Source organism: Pseudomonas sp. GW821-FHT07G06 (assembly GCF_058986625.1).
The window spans coordinates 614,218-635,439 of sequence record NZ_JBYSVW010000002.1; the positions used below are offsets into that span (position 1 = coordinate 614,218).

The 21,222-nt window shown below is 57.5% G+C and carries 16 protein-coding genes; 3 read left to right on the forward strand and 13 right to left on the reverse strand.

All coding sequences use genetic code 11. The annotated features are described in order from the left end of the window. Window positions 1–11: 11 nt before the first annotated feature. Both AC3WJW_RS06350 and AC3WJW_RS06355 read left to right on the forward strand, forming a co-directional pair. The gene (locus AC3WJW_RS06350) at window positions 12–3,287 is read left to right on the forward strand and encodes a type I restriction endonuclease subunit R (RefSeq protein WP_493725483.1); all 3,276 of its coding nucleotides are present in this window, start codon (window positions 12–14) and stop codon (window positions 3,285–3,287) included. Beyond that, window positions 3,284–4,078: a M48 family metallopeptidase gene (locus AC3WJW_RS06355; protein WP_493725484.1), complete on the forward strand. Its 795-nt coding sequence runs from the start codon at window positions 3,284–3,286 to the stop codon at window positions 4,076–4,078. The genes AC3WJW_RS06350 and AC3WJW_RS06355 overlap by 4 nt, the downstream gene beginning before the upstream one ends. Window positions 4,079–4,131: 53 nt before the next feature. On the opposite strand, the gene AC3WJW_RS06360 is transcribed toward AC3WJW_RS06355, so the two are convergent. The 6 genes from AC3WJW_RS06360 to AC3WJW_RS06385 form a co-directional block, all read right to left on the reverse strand. Then, entirely contained in the window at window positions 4,132–5,310 is a 1,179-nt protein-coding gene (locus AC3WJW_RS06360) for a Wadjet anti-phage system protein JetD domain-containing protein (RefSeq protein ID WP_493725485.1), read from the reverse strand. After that, window positions 5,297–8,671 (reverse strand): ATP-binding protein, encoded by a 3,375-nt coding sequence (locus tag AC3WJW_RS06365; RefSeq protein WP_493725486.1) that lies wholly within the window; start codon window positions 8,669–8,671, stop codon window positions 5,297–5,299. Before AC3WJW_RS06365 ends, AC3WJW_RS06360 begins: the two co-directional genes overlap by 14 nt. Beyond that, window positions 8,668–9,387 carry a DUF4194 domain-containing protein gene (locus tag AC3WJW_RS06370; protein ID WP_493725487.1) on the reverse strand — a complete coding sequence of 240 codons (720 nt, stop codon included), beginning with the start codon at window positions 9,385–9,387 and terminating at the stop codon, window positions 8,668–8,670. Before AC3WJW_RS06370 ends, AC3WJW_RS06365 begins: the two co-directional genes overlap by 4 nt. Then, window positions 9,374–10,831, reverse strand: coding sequence for a DUF3375 domain-containing protein (locus tag AC3WJW_RS06375; protein ID WP_493725488.1), 1,458 nt, complete (start codon window positions 10,829–10,831; stop codon window positions 9,374–9,376). Before AC3WJW_RS06375 ends, AC3WJW_RS06370 begins: the two co-directional genes overlap by 14 nt. A 176-nt stretch (window positions 10,832–11,007) precedes the next feature. Beyond that, window positions 11,008–11,277 carry a hypothetical protein gene (locus AC3WJW_RS06380; protein ID WP_493725489.1) on the reverse strand — a complete coding sequence of 90 codons (270 nt, stop codon included), beginning with the start codon at window positions 11,275–11,277 and terminating at the stop codon, window positions 11,008–11,010. 43 nt (window positions 11,278–11,320) lie between these two features. Beyond that, a complete protein-coding gene (locus AC3WJW_RS06385) occupies window positions 11,321–11,881 on the reverse strand; it encodes a YbhB/YbcL family Raf kinase inhibitor-like protein (RefSeq protein WP_493725490.1) in 561 nt (186 codons plus the stop codon). A gap of 138 nt (window positions 11,882–12,019) precedes the next feature. Between AC3WJW_RS06385 and AC3WJW_RS06390 the strand changes: the two genes are divergently transcribed. Next, window positions 12,020–13,549 (forward strand): FAD-dependent oxidoreductase, encoded by a 1,530-nt coding sequence (locus AC3WJW_RS06390; protein WP_493725491.1) that lies wholly within the window; start codon window positions 12,020–12,022, stop codon window positions 13,547–13,549. 72 nt (window positions 13,550–13,621) lie between these two features. Here AC3WJW_RS06390 and AC3WJW_RS06395 read toward each other — a convergent pair whose 3' ends face one another. The 7 genes from AC3WJW_RS06395 to AC3WJW_RS06425 form a co-directional block, all read right to left on the reverse strand. Then, complete coding sequence (locus AC3WJW_RS06395; RefSeq protein WP_493725492.1) at window positions 13,622–15,127, reverse strand: YdgA family protein; 1,506 nt, start codon at window positions 15,125–15,127, stop codon at window positions 13,622–13,624. Window positions 15,128–15,385: 258 nt separating this feature from the next. Continuing rightward, entirely contained in the window at window positions 15,386–16,021 is a 636-nt protein-coding gene (locus AC3WJW_RS06400) for an NADH:ubiquinone oxidoreductase subunit N (protein WP_493725493.1), read from the reverse strand. A 93-nt stretch (window positions 16,022–16,114) separates the two neighbouring features. Next, window positions 16,115–17,563, reverse strand: coding sequence for an efflux transporter outer membrane subunit (locus AC3WJW_RS06405; RefSeq protein WP_116582510.1), 1,449 nt, complete (start codon window positions 17,561–17,563; stop codon window positions 16,115–16,117). Then, window positions 17,560–18,447 (reverse strand): efflux RND transporter periplasmic adaptor subunit, encoded by an 888-nt coding sequence (locus tag AC3WJW_RS06410; RefSeq protein ID WP_429387373.1) that lies wholly within the window; start codon window positions 18,445–18,447, stop codon window positions 17,560–17,562. The genes AC3WJW_RS06405 and AC3WJW_RS06410 overlap by 4 nt, the downstream gene beginning before the upstream one ends. Next, window positions 18,444–18,653, reverse strand: a complete 210-nt coding sequence (locus AC3WJW_RS06415) for a DUF1656 domain-containing protein (RefSeq protein ID WP_007975639.1) — start codon at window positions 18,651–18,653, stop codon at window positions 18,444–18,446. Before AC3WJW_RS06415 ends, AC3WJW_RS06410 begins: the two co-directional genes overlap by 4 nt. Next, window positions 18,650–20,722 (reverse strand): FUSC family protein, encoded by a 2,073-nt coding sequence (locus AC3WJW_RS06420; protein ID WP_493725494.1) that lies wholly within the window; start codon window positions 20,720–20,722, stop codon window positions 18,650–18,652. Before AC3WJW_RS06420 ends, AC3WJW_RS06415 begins: the two co-directional genes overlap by 4 nt. Next, window positions 20,719–21,147, reverse strand: coding sequence for a MarR family winged helix-turn-helix transcriptional regulator (locus tag AC3WJW_RS06425; RefSeq protein WP_493725495.1), 429 nt, complete (start codon window positions 21,145–21,147; stop codon window positions 20,719–20,721). Before AC3WJW_RS06425 ends, AC3WJW_RS06420 begins: the two co-directional genes overlap by 4 nt. Window positions 21,148–21,222 lie beyond the last annotated feature (75 nt).

Genomic DNA, 21,222 nt, shown 5'->3' on the forward strand with positions numbered 1-21,222 from the left:
GGAATTTGCACATGATAAGCGGCCCGAAGTTCCAGGAAGAATACAGCGCAAAATTGCCTGCGCTGGCCTTACTCAGCAATCTCGGCTGGGATTTCTTGTCGCCTGAACAAGCGCTGCGCGCGCGGTCTGGCAAAACCGATGAAGTCGTGCTGCGTGATGTACTTCGTGAGCAGCTGAGCAAACGACGGTTCATGTTTGCAGGCAAAGAATGCTCGCTGTCCTCCAAAACCATCGACAACCTGATCAGCGAAGTCTGCAGCCCGGCCCTGAACGAGGGACTGCAAGCAGCCAACGAGCGGCTCTACAACCATCTGCTGTATGGCATTTCGGTGACCGAGTTCGTCGATGGAAAGAGGGCCAACCCGACCATCGCATTGATTGACTGGCAGGATCTGAGCAACAACAGTTTTGTCTTCACTGAAGAGTTCCGCGTACTTCGCAGCGGCGGAGTGGAGGCGCGGCGCCCGGATATTGTCTGCTTCGTCAACGGCATCCCTCTGGTAGTGATTGAGGCCAAGCGCCCGGACGGCAACGCCCAGAAAGGCCCGACCATTGATGCCGGTATTTCACAAAGCTTGCGCAATCAACGCCACGATGAAATCCCTCGGCTGTTCGCTTACAGCCAACTCTTGCTTTCGATCAATGGCAGCGACGGACGCTATGGAACTTGCGGCACCCCGACTAAGTTCTGGGCGGCTTGGCGTGAGGAGGATTTCAGCGCCTCTGAACAACATGAGATAAAGAATCGTCCCCTCAGCTCTGACCAGAAAAACAAACTCTTTGCTCATCGGCCTGTCGGAGACCTACCCTGGTACGAAGGTTTGTTGGCCGGCGGTGAGCTGGCCGTCACCGGTCAGGATGAATTGTTGATCGGCCTGCTATCCCGCACGCGCTTGCTGGATATGATTCGTTACTTCACCTTGTTCGATAAAAAAGCTGGCAAGGTCGTAGCCCGTTACCAACAGGTTTTCGGCATCAAGCGATTGATTGAAAGAATCAGCCTGAAACGCAAAGACGGTGGCCGTGAAGGTGGGGTGATCTGGCATACCACTGGGTCCGGTAAGTCGTTCACCATGGTGTTTCTGAGCAAGGCGTTAATCCTGCACGACGACCTTAAACAATGCCGCATTGTGGTGGTCACTGACCGGATCGACCTGGAGAACCAACTGAGCAGAACCTTCGCTTCAAGCGGGGAGCTATCAGGTAAAAAAGACCGTGCATCCGCCATGGCGACCTCTGGCACACGCCTGGCCGAGCAAATTGGTCGCGGTCATGAGCGCATCATTTTTTCGCTGATCCAGAAATTCAACAGCGCCACCAAACTGCCGGAGTGCGTCAACACCAGTTCGGACATCATCGTGCTGATCGACGAAGGTCACCGCAGCCAGGGCGGTGAAAACAACATTCGCATGAAGCAAGCGCTGCCCAATGCGGCTTATGTCGCCTTCACTGGCACACCGCTGCTCAAGAAAGACAAAACCACCAACAAGTTCGGCCCGATTGTGCACGCCTACACAATGCAGCGCGCAGTTGAGGATAAGGCCGTTACACCGCTGCTGTATGAAGAGCGTCAGCCCGATCTGGATGTGAATGAGCGCGCCATCGACAGTTGGTTTGGGCGTATCACCGAAGGGCTGACGGACGAACAAAAGACTGACCTCAAGCGCAAGTTCGCCAAGAAGGGAGCGATTTACAGCTCTGAGGATCGCATCCGCTTGATTGCGCTTGATGCCGCCAACCACTTTGTGAAAAACATCGATGCTGGCCTCAAAGGACAGCTCGCCTGTGACAGCAAGGCTTCAGCGGTCAAGTACAAGAAGTACCTGGACGAAGCGGGCTTGTTCGAAAGCGCGCTCGTCATGAGCCCACCGGACAGCCGCGAAGGCAACCTTGAAGTCGATGAGTCTTCCACACCGGAGGTAACCCAGTGGTGGGCCAAGAATGTTGGTAGCACGGATGAGCAGACCTATACCAAACAAATCATTGAACGCTTCGACAAGGATGATTCGCTCAAACTGCTGATCGTTGTGGACAAACTGCTGACCGGTTTCGATGAGCCAAAAAACACCGTGCTTTACATCGACAAGCCGCTCAAGGAACACAACCTCATTCAGGCCATTGCCCGGGTCAATCGTCTGCATCCGCTGAAAAAATTTGGCTTGCTGATCGACTACCGCGGCATCCTGACCGAGCTGGACACCACCATTCAAAAGTACCAGGACCTGGCGTCCCGCACGCAGGGTGGCTATGACATCAATGACATCGCCGGTCTCTATGACCCGATGAGCAGCGAATACAAACGCCTGCCACAGTTGTACAAAGCCCTTTGGGCGATCTTTGCCAATGTGAAGAACAAAGGTGATATCGAGCAACTGCGTCATGTGCTCGTCCCCCGAATGCAGGAACTTGATGGCGACTTGGTGGACGTCAACCTCAAGGTTCGCGAGGACTTCTACGAAGCCCTGAGCGAATTTGCCAGTTGCCTGAAAGTAGCGCTGCAATCCGCTTCATTTTTCGAAGACACCAGTTTCAGCGATGCAGATCGTGACCACTACAAGGACACCCTGAAACAGCTCTCCAGCCTGCGCCTTTTGGCCAAGCAGGATGCAGGGGAAACGGTTAACTACGATCAATACGCGGATCAAGTGCGCAAGTTGCTGGATAAGCACGTGGTCGGGGTTGAGGTGCGCGACCCTCAGGGTGTTTATGAAGTCGGCAAGATGGGCCAGAAGAAGCCTGAAGAATGGAGTGAGGAGAAAACCCGCAACGAGACCGACATCATCAAGACTCGCGTAAGCAAGATGATCGAACAGGAGATGCTTGACGACCCCTATGCCAGGGAAGCGTTCTCAACGCTGCTGCGCCAAGCCATTGAGGAAGCGGAAAAACTCTTCGACCATCCACTCAAGCAATACCTGCTGTTCCTCGAGTTTGAGCAACAAGTACAGGCACGCAAGCTGGATGAGTTGCCCGACGCGTTTGCCGGCAACAAGCACGCGCAGGCGTACTACGGCGTCTTCAAAAAGACCTTACCCGCCGCTTTTGCTGCGCTGGACTCTGCGGCTCAGGATGCGTGGGTCAAATTGGCTTTTAGCCTGGAAGAATTGGTGACGGCTTCGGTGGCTGAACACTCGATCAACCCTCAAAACATTGAAGCGGATATTCGCAAAAAACTGCTGCCGCTGATGTTCAAGGAGTGCAAAGCCATTGGTGCAGGGATGGATCAGGCAAAAACCATCGTTGAATGGGTCGTTCAGATCACCCGTGTGGGCTTGAGTGCTGCATGAGTGTTCCCATACTCCTGTCTGAAGCTATTGGACGCCCGACCAAGCACTGGTTGAGCTTCCACTATGCCGATGAACTGATTGTGGTTGAGCGGGCACCCAAGGCGCGACAGGTGCAACGCCTGCTGATCAAAGTAGATCCTGATTGCCGGGTGTCGGTACAGGCACCGGCTACCGCCAGCGACGAAGATGTATTGCAGGCGTTAAAGCATCGTGGCCGTTGGATTTACCAGCAGTTGCGACAGTTTCGAGCGCTGCTGACGCATGTCACGCCTCGTCAATATGTCAGTGGGGAGAGCCACTATTACTTGGGCAAGCAGCATGTGCTCAAGGTGATAGAGGCTCCCGCAGACACGCCTCAAGTCCGTATGTTGCGAGGAAAGCTGGAAGTTTCTGTCAGGCACAAAACTGCAGAAAATGTTCGCGAACTGCTAAGGGCCTGGTACAGAGCCCGCGCGCGGGATGTGTTCGATCGTCGCCTGCAGGCCCTACTCGAACAGACGCTTTGGGTAGCAGATGAACCGCCGTTGCGTATTCAAGCGATGCAAACCCAATGGGGCAGTTGCTCGCCGAAAGGTCGGATCACCTTGAATCCTCACCTGGTCAAAACACCCCGCGAGTGCATTGACTACGTCATCCTTCATGAACTCTGTCATATCGCTGAACACAACCACAGTGAGCGCTTTTATCGGTTGTTGACGCAGGTGATGCCGAACTGGGAGAAGGTCAAAGCACGACTGGATGGGATGGCTGCGCTTGTGCTTAGTGACCTGCCAAAATCCGATTACAACTAACTCACTTCGTGTAGCCGCAGTCTCGTATCCACAAGAGGTGTCACCTCAGACAGTTAATCCTCGCCAAGATGTCGTATGGTGTTCCAAGCAAAATCCCAGCTTATTCGCTCTTGTTCCAATCGCACATTCTGCCCTAGCGTGTTTTGCTTGAGCTTCTCATAAAGAAGCTGCTCCGAAGCGAAGAGGTTGGGTAAATTCAGTGCAAGGTGGGGATCCTTTTCTTCTCCCCAAAGGGGCTGATGGGAAAGCAATGTGTGCTCATCCATCATCAGGGTTTGCAGCTCTGGCAAGTAACTTCGCGCTCGACTCAAAATAGCGAAGCCATGTGTATCCAAATCCCCCCAGTAGAAACACTTTTTGTTGGCGAGCCAGGGAAGTTGCCCAAGAACGTCGACGGCGTAGCCTAGTCTCATGATAACGACCGTCCCGGGGAGTTCATCGAAGGCCAACCCCGTCTGGAGGTTCTCGACGATGAACACTCGATCCACGGACAAATTCAAGGCCGATATCTGTTCCAAAGGCGCACTAATATCGCCTAGTCCACCTAACTGACGCCGGAGCAGAGGATCCAGGACCCTCAGGCGCATTAGTTGGGGCAATGGCCTGAGCCCACACCGCTGAAAGAAATCACGACTACCCAGTGGATCACTTTGTAAGTGAGCCAGAAGTTCGGCCACCAGAGCTTTACGACCATCCAACCATTTGCTGTCGACACCAGCTATGGGCAATTGTCGGGGGAAGAGGTTTGAGTCGGGATGTTCGCTAATCCAGGTCAACATCTCGATGAGCCGGGTGAAATCCACATCACTGTAGTCAGCCAGCACATTGAAATACCGAGCAACCACCCCGTCCAATACAGGCCATCGTTCGACTAATGCCGCATAACGGTCCAGGGCTCTTGCCCATCGTGCGCTTTCACCGACCCAAACAGCGACGTCTGCAGGCCCCTCTAACAGCAGCCTTTCCGGAACGCGCTGGGTTCCCAAGGATCGCCAGCGGCGCTCGCCCCAAACTAAAACGCCTGCACCCTGCCAACTTTGCCAGGCATGCACCCAGCTTAGAACGCCATCAGGTTGGCGCAACGCTTCCTGCTCCGTCGGGACACCCAGATTGATCTCCAAAGGCCAAAGGGAGAGGTGAACTTCTTGCGCAATTTGCACCTGTAGCCATTCGCGGTGCTTATTCTGAAATTTTCTGGTCAGCTGCGTGTGCACTTCCTTAGGCGTCTTCAACGTTTTCCCCTTCCCTGGCATGCTCCGGCAACTTGAGCCTGCGACGATCGTCGTCGTATTCGATCAACAAAACACCAGAGGTTCGACGGTCGCTGATATCCACAAAACAAGCGCCACCGATAAAGGGCTCCAACGTCATCACTGACTTTAGGGGGGTCGCCACAATCATCTGAAAACCGAAATTGGTAAATATGTTCATCGCCAGCGTTGTGAACTCGTTGTCCGCCTTGTCGAATGCCTCGTCGAGGACAACCGGCGCATACATGGGAACACCGTGTTCGTTACCACCCAATTGGTATCTGAGAGCGGCGGCCAGACAGGTCGTGGCGAGCTTCTGGCGTTGCCCGCCCGATTTACCCGCACCACTTCGATAGATTTCGACCTCGACGCCCTCTTCATCCATTTCACGACCGATGAATTCAACGTGTTGACGTACGTCCAGCACCGCATCACGCCATCGTTTCTGCTCAGGCTCCTGACTGGAAAGTTTGTCGACGAGTCGACGTAATGTCATGAATCGCAACTCGGCAAATTCACGATCATCCGACCAGGCGTGACGCATGGCTTCCTGGATATCCTGCTTGAACTCCCTGACAGCGGGCAACTGTCGATCATTGGCATCGATGTGAAGATACGTTTTCTGGCTGGCGCTCTGGTTGAATGGCACTTGATTGAGACTTTCGTTCACCAATTCCATACGTTCCAGAATCGCCTTTCTGGCGTCGTTCAAATAAGTAGAGAGTGCCGCAAGATTCTGATGACTTTGATTACGCAAGAGATCGAAGAAGTGCTGCTCATACGCAGGTAGACCATCGGTTTCCAATCGAATCAGTTTTGCGAAAAAATCTGCTGCACTCAGCAAGCTAGTGTCCAGATCCCCCGCGTCGAGAGGCCATCTGCGCTTGAACTCGGCAAAGTGTTGCTCAACACCGTTGGCGAGCTGACTAATTTTTAAACTGAAGTCCCCGATCTCATCGCGCATTTTTCTTTCAAGAAGAGTGGTCAGGCGATCGAGATTTTCAAGCCGGACAATATCTGGCAGATTGGAGTAACGCTCTGCAAGACCTCGCTGTTGATCAGGCGTCAGCGCAACGAGAGAGTCATCGACTTGAAGTTCCTGAAGTTTTTTCTGCTGAGTGGCGATCAGCAAGCAGGTAGCTGCCTCAGCAACCTCGATTTCACGTAACGACTCGCTGGCCTTTTCAATTTGCTTTCTCAGCGATTCAATCTGCTCGCCGATTTGTTGCAGAGCAATATTCCCAGATTGAACATCCCTGATTTGTCGTTCCAACGTCGAGATTCGATCAAGAACCGCAGCGGCATCAATCTCTTGCCAACGCAAGTTCACCAGCGTCTGCCAATGCATAGCGCGAGCTCGCTGCGCCTTATCGTGATCCACAAGCACTTTGAGTTTACGGCTGAGCTCGCCAACCTGGTCGGCCAACTGCCGTGCCTGTTGTTCGAATAGCTCCAGTTTGTCGCGGTTATTGAAGCCCAATACCCAATTGCGACGGTCATCGACTTTACGACGATCATCCTTTTCGTGTCGGGTTTTACTATGCTTGATTTGCCCTTCCTTCGTGAGGGCTCGCTCCGCGTTTCGAAACATCTGCACGGAATCAACGCAACTGTAGTTGAATCGTTGCTGCAATTCGTTTTTCAGCCAGTTCGCCTGTGCCCCGTCCTTGACGTTCAGCTTGAGGACAAGAGAGTCGTTGCTGATGGGCTTGGATTGAAACGACTCCACCCGCCCTGTGCGGTAATAAACCAGACGTTTCCCAAGCTGCGTGTTGTTCAGATGGGTCGACAATGCAGCATAGTGTCGCTCGTCCACTAGCAGTGACAGTGCGAAACCGCGCAAAACCCGTTCAATAGCGCCCTGCCATGACCCAGCGTCGACTTTGACTTCAATTAGCTCCCCGACGAAAGGCAATGCGTTATCCGCCAGGCCGATGGCTGAGGCAATCTCATTACGTAGCTCCAACATTTCCGCCGGGATGTTGGACGGTTGACGCCTAAGCGCCTCAACCTCTTTCACGGTAGACGTGAATGCGGTTTCTGCCTGCTGTTTTTCGCTGGTAAGCCGGACCTGCTGCCCCAGGCAATCATTGCTTCCACTTTCCCATTGCTCAATTTCTTCCCGCGCTTCACCTACCTGCTCGGCGAATCCCTGAGGCGTCTCCCGCAAGCTCCAGCCAAGCTTTTTGCAAGCCTCGTTGGCCTGTTCACGCTTACGCAATCGTTCAGCTCGCTGCTCTGCGAGCGTTGCAACTTCGGTCTTCCATTGCTCGATCTGGTCCCCACCCATTTCTCGGTGCTGACGCTCCAGATCATGCAACCCGGTTGTATGGTTACCGAGAATTGCTTTACGACGGTCCCGCTCTCCTTGCTGCCCTTCAGATTGAATGAGTAGTTCCGCAATATGTTTCTCTAACAAGTCAATGCGTAGCGTTTCTCGATAGTTGTCGATTCCCGCCTGCAACTCTTGAAGACCACTACGCTCAAGCTGCAGTGTTTGCATCCCTTCATGCATGTCGCGCGCCGGAACAAGAGTCTGGACCTGCTCACGAGCAGTGACCACCGCCTGATGCGCACCGTTAAGCTCTGCGAACTCACTCACTAACCGGTCGGCCACTTCAAAGGTCGGGGGTTTGTCGAGCATGAAATCACGGAGGAAATTATTGAGATCTCCCAGATTTTTGGCCGATTGCGTCTTATGGAGCAATCGAAGCGCCATTTCGCTCTCTATTCCAAGAATTCGGCAAAAGCGCTCGCAGTAAGCCCGAAATTTGTTTTGGCTGAAGGCCTCCGGAAATGCTTGATTCAGCTTGCGTACGTCAAAATTCCATTGTGCAAACGCGTCCAGTTCGCGTAGATCGAAATCTCTCTCGAAAATTAGGTACTGAAGGCTAACGTCGGTTAAACCGTTGGCATTGCCGCGTATCCAGAAAAGTCGAACGAGCACGACCTTCTGGCCAAGCTCGTTGCGGTAAGTGAGTGCCAAAGCCGACCAGGTCGTCCCCGTGCGCAGATAGCGAGTAGCGATTTCACCGGATTCGCCATCTTTCTGCTCTGCCCAGGCACCCCGCACGTAGCTGACCAGATTACGGTCCCGACCGGTCTTCTCCGCCTCTCGCGCGGCCGCATTGAAATCCACCCACTGAGGCGGAACCAGCAAAGCTGAAAATGCGTCTAGTAGAGTCGATTTTCCTGCACCAGAACGACCGACAAAGAGAAAACCACGATCTGAGATAGGGACGTCGTGGATACCGGAAAATGTGCCCCAGTTGAACACCTGCAACCGCGACATTCGGAACTGCTCTCGTTCAAACAACAAGCCGGTTTGAGGAACTGGAATCATTCGTCTGCTCCTTGATTTTGAGTAAAGTTGTCCCGATCCATGGACAACTCGCCCGCAGCCATTCGTTGGTACAGGCTGGTAAGAAGCTGTATTTCCTCTGCTGAGAAAAGTAGCTTCAGAGTTGGAGAAATTTCGAATCGATCTGCGCCGTGGCGGATTTTCTGCAAAATGCTGTGCTTTTTGATTTTCTCAATAGACGCGTGTATCCGCTTGGTAAAACCCGCACGATCAGTACTGCCGGCTCGCTCATACAAATGAAGAAACTCGACGATTTCTTCAACCGAGACAACAGCCCGCTCTCCTCGGGCTTCAGCTTGAGTCAGCAAGTGCCGCAGATGTAGCAGCAAAATGGAGTCAATGAAGGTCAAATGGGCACGGCGAAGTAGTCTGGGAACCTCAAGGTCTCCGGTGTCTGCCTGACGGGTAAAGGCCACTTCCAGATCAACATCAATGACCAATTCCAGGAACAAATCTGCAAGACGACGGCGAATCACCGCCTCATCACGCATCAGCACCGGCCAGAGCTTTGAGTGCCGTCTTCCATCCAAAGAAGGCCCCGCAAGCAGCTGCACTAATGCACGACGAGCATCAAGCGGTAATTCACCACTGTCGTTAACGAACAATGCATTTGCGTTTTCGTGTTCAACTGGCTTCGGGGGCTCGCTTTCCGGTTCAGAATCCGGCAACCCTGGAGGGAAATGTTCAGACCAGTTCATCAATTCGCTCCCTTGTGAATATCAGAGTGGGTATGCGTGCCCCACGCGCCCGATTGTCCCCTCCCAGCCAGTTCACCATTTCGTGGCTTTGGCCCCTGAAACCGTGACGGCTGCCGAGTGCCAGCAGTCCGATTACGCTTCCAAGCCCCTGCTCAGCAGGAAACAGTTCAAGGACCTCTGCAATGGTGGCCTGAGCTCTGAGGGTAAGTACCTCACGAACATTAGCTTTTAAGGTGCGAAAATCGATCTCCGACTGGGCTACCAGATTTCCCACAGACTCCAAATCGATGGGTGGGGCATCGCCTTCACGCATTTGATCCGGTAAAGCCTGTAGAGACGGGTCGTAGAGCCCCCATTGGGAGTACGACCAGATTTTGGAGCTGGTCAAATCTAGGCTGTAATTCAATGCTTCTGTGGCCTTGACCTCATCCTTCAATGCCAAAGCTGCACGCTGAGCATCTTTGAGTAGTTGGTTCAGGCGTCGCTGCTCAAGGTACTCACGACTTTGTACGAAGTGCCGAAGGCTGCGAGCAAAGGTTTGCAGGACCTCGTGGACCGCTCCTCCCTGTTCCAGCAGATTACGCGTCATACGAAGCAAAAAACGCCGGTCTTTGCCGTCTAGAAGGGATACAAACTCCCTCGACATCACGCTATCCAGCGCTTGGTCTAGAGTGGCCGCCTGTTCAGGATCTGTGAGTAATCGCCAAAACGCAGAAAATGTTCTACCCGCCTCACTTTCACCGATCAGGTCTATCCCGGCGAAAAGAGAGCCAAGTGTGTCCCCCCGATTGCCATCGTTGTCCATGATCCGCTCCCTCAGCCCTCGATTGAGCTGATCGAATTGGTCGCGAACGCGGCGAAAGTCGCCTGTCAGACCGTCAGCTAATGCGATGATTTCGCGTGCTCGTTCCACCGCTGATGCATCGGCAAGTACTCGAATCGTCCCATTCTGAATGGCTTCTATTTCTTTGCTGATACGAGCCTGCTCAGTTAACAAGCGATCGATACGACGATGTTTATCCTGATCGGTATCCTCGGCCAAATGAACGAGTGCCTGAATAACCAACGTCAAACGGCTCTCAGTTGCCGCCGAGTAAGGCTGCTCCATGTTTGAAACAAAACGAACCGCCTCTACAGCAGCGGTAGTCAGCTCGTACTCTTCCTCTGAAGCACCCGGTGGAAAGCGTCTCTCGAGGTACCCGTCCGCCAGCCATCCCGCAACATAGATCTGTGCTGTCGCCAGCTTTTCGCCTCGCGCCCGTAGCTCTTCGAGCTCTCGTTCAATACGCTCGTGAAAGATAGAGGCCGGCAGACTACGGTCGTTCTCATAGAGAAGAGTCTGAAGCAACCCCAAGACCAGAGGACCGTGGTCCGATGCTAGAAGCCGCCATAGAGGTAAGGTCCTCAAACGACGATAGGTGGCAATGGTTTTCTCGGCTTTCATTGGTTGCTCCCAGGAAGCGATGCCCCATGGTAACTACAAACTTTAACCAAACTACCGCTTGAGCGGTGGTTCCGAACAATCTCGGAAATGGACTACCAAAATTCTTTAAAAATCAGTCATTCGATCCTACGCACCGGTTACGCACTAAACAAAAAAACCGCCAAAGGCGGTTTTTTTCATTCTGTCGTCCAGTCGAACTCGTCGTACTCATCATCGTCCTCGTCGTCCTCGCAAAGCTCCTCTTCAAGGTCGTCGTCTTCAACAACGTCTTCTTCCGGCTGGTTCAGCAGAAAATCCTTGCGACTCTCGGTAATCGCTCGCCGTAGTTCCTCACCCTTTTGCGGGCAGTTGAGCATTTGGGCGATGCGGTCGATTTTTTTTGCCACGGCATCCTCCAACGCATCGGCTATGGCCTGATAGTGCGCGCTTTCGGGGGCGGATGCCAAATCCCAGCCATGCTGCGCACTTCAGTTTTCTGTAAATCCGCCTTTAGCGGTGATAGCGCCGCACCACGCTGCTGTTTCTCAGGACGTGGCCTTTGATTTTTTCCAGCAGCTGCACACGGGTCAGGCCGGCGGGCAAGGCGTCCGGGGCCAGGTCCAGGGCGTAGATCTGGATGATGTAGTGGTGCGCGCTGTCGCCAACGGGCGGGCAAGGGCCGATGTAGCCGGTGGTGTTCTGGCTGTTGGTACCGCCAACGCCCTCGAGGCCGGGTTTGCTCCCGGCACCGGCCGGGATTTGGTGGGTACCGGCCTTGATGCCGTAATGCACCCACTGATCGATGCCCTGGCCTTTCTGGCCGTCCGGGTCGTGCATGACGATGGCGTAGCTTTGGGTGGCGGCCGGGCCGGTGTTCCAGTTCAATGCCGGGGAAATGTTGTGTCCGCCACAGCCCGCCGAATCGCTCGCAGCGGCCGACGTGAACAGACGGTCATCGGAAACTCCGGGAATGTTCAGGGTGAAGCGTTCCTGGGCCTGCGCCGGGAACTGCACGCAAAGGGCGACAGCGGCGGCTGCGAGCCAAGCGTTGATTGAGGTCAATCGGGTCATTCCGGAGCACCTTGTGCGTGTTGGGCCGTCGTCGGCGTGCAAACTATAGCCGGACCGTTCACGCCGTGGCAGGGGGAGTTGGCTGAACCTCGCGATAAGCGCCAGACTCATAAGTAAACGTCTGACTGGAGAGCAATCATGACTCTGCATCGCGTTGCGCGTGTCACCCATGTGCCCGAAGACCGGGGTCTGGAAGTGCAAGTCCAGGGCAGCAAGATTCTGCTGTTGCGGGCCGGTGAGCAACTTCGCGCTTATCAGGCCGAATGCCCGCATGCCGGCGCCCCGCTGGCTGACGGTGCGGTATGCAACGGTCGCCTGACCTGTCCATGGCACAAGGCGCAGTTTCGGATCGAGGATGGCGGCCTGTGTGAACCGCCAGCCCTGGACAGTCTCAAGCGCTATCCCCTCGAGGTGCGTGACGGCGATATCTGGGTCGGCGACCAGCCATTATCGGACGCCCACACGCCACCGGCCGACGATCCACGAACCTTCATTATTATCGGTGCTGGCGCGGCAGGCACGGCGGCAGCGGCGGCGTTGCGCGAGAAAGGCTTCGGTGGGCGGGTGCTGTTGATCGACCGCGAAGCCGAGGCCGGATACGACCGCACCGCGCTGAGCAAATACGTGATCGCCGGGGAAATGCCGCCGCAGGAAGTCCCGCCGCTGCGCGACGAGGCGTTTTACCGCGAGCAGCGCATCGAGCGCCTGCAGGGCGAAGTGGCCAGCCTGGACGCATCAAACCGCACACTGCGGCTGACTGACGGCCAATCACTGACCTACGACGCCGCGCTGCTGGCCACCGGCGGCGAACCCAAGCTGTTGACGCTGCCCGGCGCCGACTTGCCGCAGGTGTTCGTTTTACGCTCCAGAGCCCATGCGCAGCAGATTCTGAACAACGCCAGCGCCGGCCAACGGGTGGTGATCATCGGCGACAGTTTCATTGCCATGGAGTCCGCCTCGTCCCTGCGCCAGCTTGGCCTGGACGTGACCGTGCTGGCCCGCCACGCAGTGCCATTTGCCAAACAGTTCGGCGAAACGGTCGGCAAGGCCATTCGCGCGCAACATGAAGCCCATGGCGTGATGTTTCATACCGAGGGCAATGCGGCGCAAATCGAGGGAACGGACAAGGTCGAAGCCGTGCGTCTGGACAATGGCCAACGCCTGGCGGCCGATCTGGTGCTGGTCGGCATTGGCGTCACGCCAGCCACCGCCGCCTTCACCGGGCTGGCGAAAGAGCAGGATCAGTCGCTGCGTGTCGACGGCGCAATGCGTGTGGCCGACGGCCTCTGGGCGGCTGGCGATATCGCCACCTTCCCGCTGAACAACCAATACGTGCGCATCGAACACTGGCGACTGGCCCAACAGCAGGCGCGGATCGCTGCGGCCAATATGCTGGGCGGGGACGAGCATTACCTCGACGTGCCGTTTTTCTGGACCTGGCATTTCGGCAAGACCTACGACTACCTCGGGCACGCCGAGGCCTGGGACGAAGTCGAGTTCAAGGGCGACCCTTACGATCCGCCCTTCATCGGCCTGTTCGGAAAAAATGGCGTGGTATCGGCGGCGGTAGCCTGCGAGATGGACCGGGCCATGGCGATGCTCGCCGAGCGGATGAAACAACCCTTGCCCTGGGAAGAGGCATGGCGCCTGATCCGTGACGTTCCTTAGAGATGCCGTACAGCAAAACGCCCGGCACCTGCGCGATGCAGAGGCCGGGCGTTACCGGGTAAACGGCCGCCGTTATTCGGTGGCGCCGGTTTCCGCAAACTTGCTCATGACAAAACCGGCAAACTCTTCGACGGTCATTTTCTGGCCGTTGAAGTCCACCTGATTGTTGGCGTAACGCAAGTTGGTGACGATGTTGTTGCCGTCCAGTTTTGCCAGTTGGCTGCCGACCGCCATGCTGCTGAACATGTCCGCGGTGGCGGTGGCCTGATCGGCAATCAGCTTGGCGTCGGTCTGACCGTCGATTTGCGACTGCACGGTGAGCACATCGACCAGCATGGGTTTGGACACTTTCAGTTTGAAGTCCAGCAACGCGATCAACTGCCTGACCAACTGATCGGTCGGCAGGTCGATGGCTTGTGGCTTGGTCAGGTCGAGCACCATGTTGGCGCGGCTCTCACCGTTGGCGGTGTTGAATGACAGGTTTTCCAGGGCCACCTGCGGACCGGCCGCCAGCAGTTTTTCCAGGCTGGATTTGAGCAATGCCTCTTCGGCTTCGGTCAGTTTCAGCTCCGGTGCCGGCAGGCCTGCTGCCGTCGCTTCGGCCGCCGCACGCTCATACGGCTGCAGTTTGCTCTGGTAGACCTGCATCAACGACATCGTGGCCGGAATGTCGAGGTTCTTCACGCTCATGGTCAGCGCACCGGAGCCGATGGCCTTGCCGTTCAGGGACACTTCGCCGACCTTGTAGTCCGCACGCCCGGAGGCGTTGCTGCCCTTTTCTTCCGTCAGGTTTTTCATCTCGAATTTCTTGAAGTCCAGCACCGACTGCTTGACGCCAAAAGTCGATTTGCCGCTGGCCAGTTCAAGGACGTTCTCGCCGACATAGAAACCGTAGGTACTTTTGGTCAGGTTGCTGGCCAGGGTCAGGCCGTTCAACTCAACCTGCACCGGTGCCTGGTCTTCGGAAACGGTGGTCACCTTCAGGCTGTCCATGTAGCCGTTGGCCTTGACCTTCTGCGCCTTGGCGCTGGCGTCGACGTCCATGCTCAGGCCGGAGAATTTCATGCTCGACTTGTCATCCAGCGCCATTTCCAGCGGCTGCAACTCGAAGGTGCCGTTGGTGGCGTTGTCATAGCCGATGTTGACCACGCCGGTCAGTGGGGATTTGTCCTTGGCGGCGGCAAACCACTTCTCGGTGAGCGGGGTCTTTTCCAGTTCGTAGTGACTGGTCGCCAGGACCGGCAGCCACTTCAACGACATCAGCCGTGAGAACGGCAACGGGCCGTGTTCGATGTGGTCGACAAACAACAGCTCGACCGGTGCTTCGCCGAACATTTCACCTTCGCCCTTGAGGCGATAGTGCGCGGTGCTGCTGAATACATGACGCTCCAGCGACACCAGCTCCAGCGACGCGGTGCCGTTGGAACCGACCATGGCCGCTTGCAGCTCCTTGTTGGCATCGGCAATCGAGGTATTCAACACACCTTCGAGCTTGGTGCCGGTGAACCAGGCGCCGCCTGCGCTGATGGCACCGATTGCGACAACAATTCCCAGTAGCACGCCTGCTGATTTGTTCATGTATGACCCGTTCAATGTCCGTTGTTGAAAGTGTGGTCGTCTTCCCTGAACCCATGACGGGTTGCGGCTCGACTGCGCTGAAAGTGGAATGCAGATTAGCATCAGGCGCGACGAACGGCCCAATGATTAAAGGTGAAAGAGTGTCTTGGGGGTGCAGCTGTTCGATCGCCTTCGCGAGCAGGCTCGCTCCCACATTGTAATGCATTCCCCTGTGGGAGCGAGCCTGCTCGCGAAGGCGTCAGTCTTGCCAACAGAGAATCAGGAATACTGGACTTCAATCTCATCCAGCTGATGATCAAAGCTTTTAAGCCGCGCCGTCCAGGTGTACACCAGCACTTCGAAGTCGCGGTTGATCACCGCTCCGCCCGTCACTTCCGCGCGCGGGTCGCAGACGTCCAGTTGATAACGTTCGCGGGCCATGGCCGTGGCGACATCAGCCAGCTCCCGGGCATTGCTGAGCCAGTGCCGACCGTCGTCAGCCACTTGCCGGTCCAGCGCCAGGCATTGTTTTTTCAGGTTTTCGAGGCTTTTTTCCAGCGGCGTGCCGGTCAATTCGCCCATGACTTCCTGGAACGTGCGCCCCGGTTGCCAGTAACTGCCCCAGAAATAACGGTCGAACACCGTTTCGACACGACGCAACGCCACCTTGGTATCCCAGATCAGGACCAGGGTCTTGCCTTGTTCGAGTTGTCTTTTTTTGATGCGCTGATTCTGGACCGAGGCCCAGGCCACCACCGCAACGGACATCACGGCTATCAACGCGACGGCACTGTCGAGGAACACCAGAGCCTTGTCGATCTGGTGGGCCAGCATGACGCCATAGAAATAGGTGGCCGACAGCAGCACTAATGCCACGATGGCGCACCAGAAGCCGAGAGCATAAGGGTTTTTCATTATTGGTTTCCCCCTGACCTGCGCGAGCCTTGTGCGAAGAAAGGGCGCTTTGCACGAGGCGCCCTTCCAACACTTCAAAGCATAGCAACGGCCTCAGGGTTTGCCGGAGTTCGACGCTTGCGTTCGTCCGCTTTCCCAGCCGCCGCCCAACGCAAGGAACAAATCGATCTGGCTGGCGGCTACCTGGGTGTTGGCAGCGGCCAATTGCGCCGTGACATCCGTGTAGGTGCGGGTCGCTTGCAGGTCCGCCAGGAACGATTCACGGCCGGCCTGGAAGAAGCGATGGGTCTGTTCTGCCGCCAGTTTTGCCGATTGCTCGGCATCGGCCAAGGCGTCGCGGCGTTGCAGCAAGGCCGTGTATTGGGCAAGGCTGGTCTGGGTTTCACGAATCGCGTTGAGCACCACCCCATCGAAATGCGCCAGCGTCGCCTGGGTCACCGCTTCGGCTTCGCGGATGCGCGCCCGGGCGCCGTTGGTCGGCACCTTCCAGGTCAGCGACGGGCCGAAGCCCCAGCGGTTGGTCGACGGGTCGCCGAGATCGTCGAGGATACCGACGGTACCGATGGTCGCGCCGATGCTGATATTCGGGTACAGCTCACCCGTGGCGACACCGATACCGGCCGTCGCAGCCGCCAGCCGTCGCTCGGCCTGCCGCACATCCGGGCGACGCTTGAGCAGCGCGGCGCCATCGCCCACCGGGACCAATTGCGCGATTTTCGGCAGCTCGTCGCAGGTGGCGGTGCCGGCCGGCAGTTGGTCCACCGGTTTGGCCAGCAACATCGACAGGCGATACAGCCCGGCCTGACGTGAGGCCTCATAGCGCGGCATGTCGGCGCGCAGGGATTTGAATTGGGTTTGCGAGCGGGTGACCTGGGTTTCGTCGCCACGCCCGGCATCGCGCAGGCGCTGGATCAGTGTGGTGCTTTGCGCTTGCAGGTCGAGGGAGTGCTGGGCGATTTCCCGCTCTTCATTGGCCGCGCACACTTGGGTGTAGGCCCGTACCACGTCGGCCACAACGGTGATGCGTGCCGTATCGGCGGCGGCCTGCGTCGCATCGGCATTGGCCTTGGCCGCTTCGATACCGCGCTGCAAGGTACCGAACAGGTCGAACTGGTAGGACGCGCTGATGCCGATGTCGCCAATGTTGGCCACCGGCACTTTCTCCGGTATCAGGAACGCCTGGCCGGACTCCTGCAAGCGCTGGGCACCCATCTGCACGCCGCCGCTCCAGCCGCCCGCCGCTTCGGCCTCATCCACCTGAGCGCGAGACCGCAACAGGCTGGCCGCCGCCACGCGCAAATCGGTGTTGGAGGCCATGGCCTGCTGTACCAGTTGGTCGAGTCGCGGGTCCTTGTACAGGCGCCACCAATCGGCCGGCACCGGTGCGGACACCACCGTTTTGCCGTCGACCGCCAGATCGCCCTGGATATCTGGACGATGGACAGCCGCCTCTTCGGGCAAGTGATAATCCGGCCCGACCATCTGGCACGCCGACAGCAGCAAACCCAAACCGGCGACCGCCAAACCCGAGGCCTTGCTCATTGCGCCGGCTCCCGTGGCTGATCGTCGATGATCGATACCGTGGCGGTGCGCCCGGCGATCATGCGGAAATCTTCCGGCACGTCATCGAAAGCGATGCGCACCGGAATCCGTTGGGCCAGGCGCACCCAACTGAAGGCCGGGTTGACGTTGGGCAGCAGGTTGTTGCCGCTGGTGCGGTCGCGGTCTTCGATACCGGCAACGATGCTTTCTACGTGCCCGCGCAAGCGCGCATTGTCGCCGATCACCCGGATGTCGACGCTCTGGCCGATATGGATGCCGTTCAGTTTGGTTTCTTCGAAATAGCCGTCGATGTGGAACGAATTGCTGTCGACCACCGACAACACCGGACGCCCGGCGCTGACGAACTCCTGGGCCCGTGGCGCACGGTCGTTGACGTAGCCATCCACCGGGCTGCGGATCACCGAGCGGTCGAGGTTCAGCTGCGCGCTGTCCACCGCTACCTGGGCTTCCATCAAGGCCACTTGGGCGCGGGCCACTTTCGACTGGCTTTCTTCCAGTTGCTCACCCGGCACCAGGTTACCGAGGCCTTTGTTTCGCTTGGCCTCGCGCTGGGCCTGGGCCAGGGTTTCTTCGCGGTCGGCGACAGCCGCTTTCGCTTGGCGCAGTGCCAGCTTGAAGCGGTCCGGATCGATGCTGAACAGCACCTGACCGCGCTTGACCAACTGGTTGTCGCGTACCTCCACTTGCTGGATCAGCCCGGATACATCCGGCGCGATTTGCACGATGTCGGCACGGATGTGCCCATCGCGGGTCCAGGGCGCGAACATGTAATACATCACCATGCGCCAGACCACGACCACGGCGAAGCTCACGATCAGCAGGGTCAACACCACGCGACCAAGGGTTAGAAAGGGTTTTTTCATGTCATCAGGTATCGACTGAGTGAGTCCACGGCGCCAAGCAGCAGGGCGTAGAGGGCCACGTTGAACAATGCCCGGTGCCAGACCAGACGGTAAAAGTGCAGGCGCGTCAGCACCCCGTGCACCAACAGGTACAACACATAGGTAATGCCCATCAGCACCAGCAGCGTGGGCAGAAACACCCCGCTGACATCCAGGTCACCGATCATAAAGGCGCTCCATCAATGCCATGGGGAAGCGGTTCTTCGGGTTCGGCGGTGCCGACGAATTCGACGCCGGGCAACAGTGCCAGGCGCAGGCCGCTCAGGGCGTGCAGCAGATGCCGACGGGTTTCGTCATCGCCGGCACCGCTGAGGGCGCGACGCGTGCGGTCGAGGGTCATCAGCAGCGGGCTCGGTGCCGGCAAGCGCTCACCGGCCTTGAGACAGGCCTTGAAGTACTCGCCAACCTCGGCGACTACCTGGCGCAGCAACACCTGCGGCACACCGAGGACCCGCGGCGTATGGGCGAGCAGGTCCAGCAGATTCAGCGCCACCCGCACTTCCCGCAGTGCCACGCCGGAGTCCTGGCCGGTCATGGCCAGGCGCGGCAGGTGCTGCATCAGCCGATCGAGCATCTTTATGCCCAACAGCCGATGTTCGGACAACGTGGCCGGCTCGGAGAGGCCGACAATGTCACGCCAGCTGAAACGGGTCAGGCGCTTGGCTGCCAGCTCGGCCCCGAACGGCCGGGCGATCAGGGTCCAGATGAACGCGAACAGCAGCCCCATGGGACCGGCCAGGTTGGAGTTGGCGAAGCTGAGGAAGTCGGCGTCGTAGGCGCCCTGAATGCTGATGAATGACGAGGTGTTGACCAGGGTCAGCAGCATACCCAGGTAAAACTGCGGCTTGACCGTCAGGGTGCCGACACAAATGAACGGCACGGCAAACGCCAGCACCAGCATCGGAAAGTCATGCAGATTGGGCAGCACCAGAAACAGATAAAGGCTGGCGAACACCACCGACATCGCCGTCCAGAAAAAGAACCGGTAAATCTGCGGCGCCGGGTCGTCCATCGAGGCGAAGAAGCTGCACGCCACCGCTGCCAGGATCACGGCGCTGCCGCCATCGGTCCAGCCGAGCAGTATCCACAACACCGAGGCCACGATAATCGCGGTGACGGTGGAAGCCGCGGAATACAACATCAGGCCGCGATCCAGAAACGGGGACAGCCGCCCCAGCCGCCAGTGCCGATACACCGCGCGCCAGCTGTCCTGGCTTTCGCACTGGATGGCGTATTGCAGGCTGCGGCAGTCCTGCCACAAGTCGATCCACTCGCCGAGACGGTAAATCGCGTTGGAGAACAGCAGTTGCTTGCGGTCATCCAGCGCTTCAGGGGCAGGTTGCAGGGCTTCCAGTTGATCCTTGAGTGCTTGCCAGCGGTCGAGGTCGGCATCCTTGTGCCCGAGCCATTCGGTGGTGGCCGCCAGCAACGGCGCGAACTTGTCCACAAGCTCGGGCGTACGTCGTTCCAGGGCATAAAGCGCATCGTCGAGGGCATCGACTACCGGCAGCAGATGAATCATCCGCCCACGCAACTCCTTGGTGTTGCGCACCGTCTGCGGACGCGAACCTTCGTGGGGCAACTGACCGATCATCAACTCCAGGGAGTTGAAGGTGGCGACCATCGATGCGCGCAACGCACTGACTTCTTCAGGCTGCACGTTGCGACTGAGGAAACGCAGGCTGTAGGTCGATGCATCGGTAAACCATTTGCTCACCGAATCATTGAACACCGGCGCCAGGCGCCGCGGCCAGAACATGGCACCGACCACCGCCGCCACCGCGATGCCCAGAAAGATTTCTTCGGTCCGCGCCTCGGCCACGTCCCACACCCCAAGCGGGTTGTTCACCACCGGCAGGGCGATCAACGGCAAGGTATAGCCGGCGAGCATCAAGGCGTAGTTGTTCGCGGTGCGCAAATGCAGGGACAGAAACAGCAGCGTGCCGGTCCACAGTGCAATCACCACCACCAGCACGTAGGGGCTCTGCACGAACATCGGCACGAACAGCACCGCCGCCGCCGCGCCGATAAAGGTGCCGATTGCCCGGTACAACGCCTTGGAACTGGTAGGGCCGAGAAACGGGCTGGAAACGATGTACACCGTGGCCATCGCCCAGTACGGACGCGGCATTTGCATGAGCAGGGCGATGTACAGCGCGATCATCGATGCGGCGAAGGTGCGGACCCCGTAGAACCAGTCTCGCGCCGGGGGCATGCCTGCGAAAAATCCGTTCAAGAGTTGGCCACCGATGGCGGCGTGGCCGCTTCAAAAGCTCTCAGTACCCGCAGCGTAGCTTCCAGATCACTCGGGTCAATGCCTTCAAGGACTTCCTGGCGCAAGCGCACCAACTCCACTTCGACCGCCTGCACCAGCTCCCGGCCGGTTTCGGTCAGGCTCAGGCATTTGGCGCGGCGGTCCTGGGTATCTTCGGTCCGGCAGACGTAACCGGAATGGCACAGTTGATCCAGCAGGCGCACCAGCGATGGGCTCTCCATCCCTGTGGCCTGCGCCACCGTCACCTGACGCACGCCCTCGCCCAGGCGCCCGATCATCAACAGCGGAACGGCGCAGGCTTCGGAGATTCCATAGTTGACCAGCGTGGTCTGGCAGATTTTGCGCCAATGCCTGGCGGCCACCACCATGGCACTGCTGATGTTCATCTGGAGAACGTCGAGGTTGTTCGGCACGAGGGAAAACACACACTGTTAGTTTGCTAACTATCAATATTGCATTGG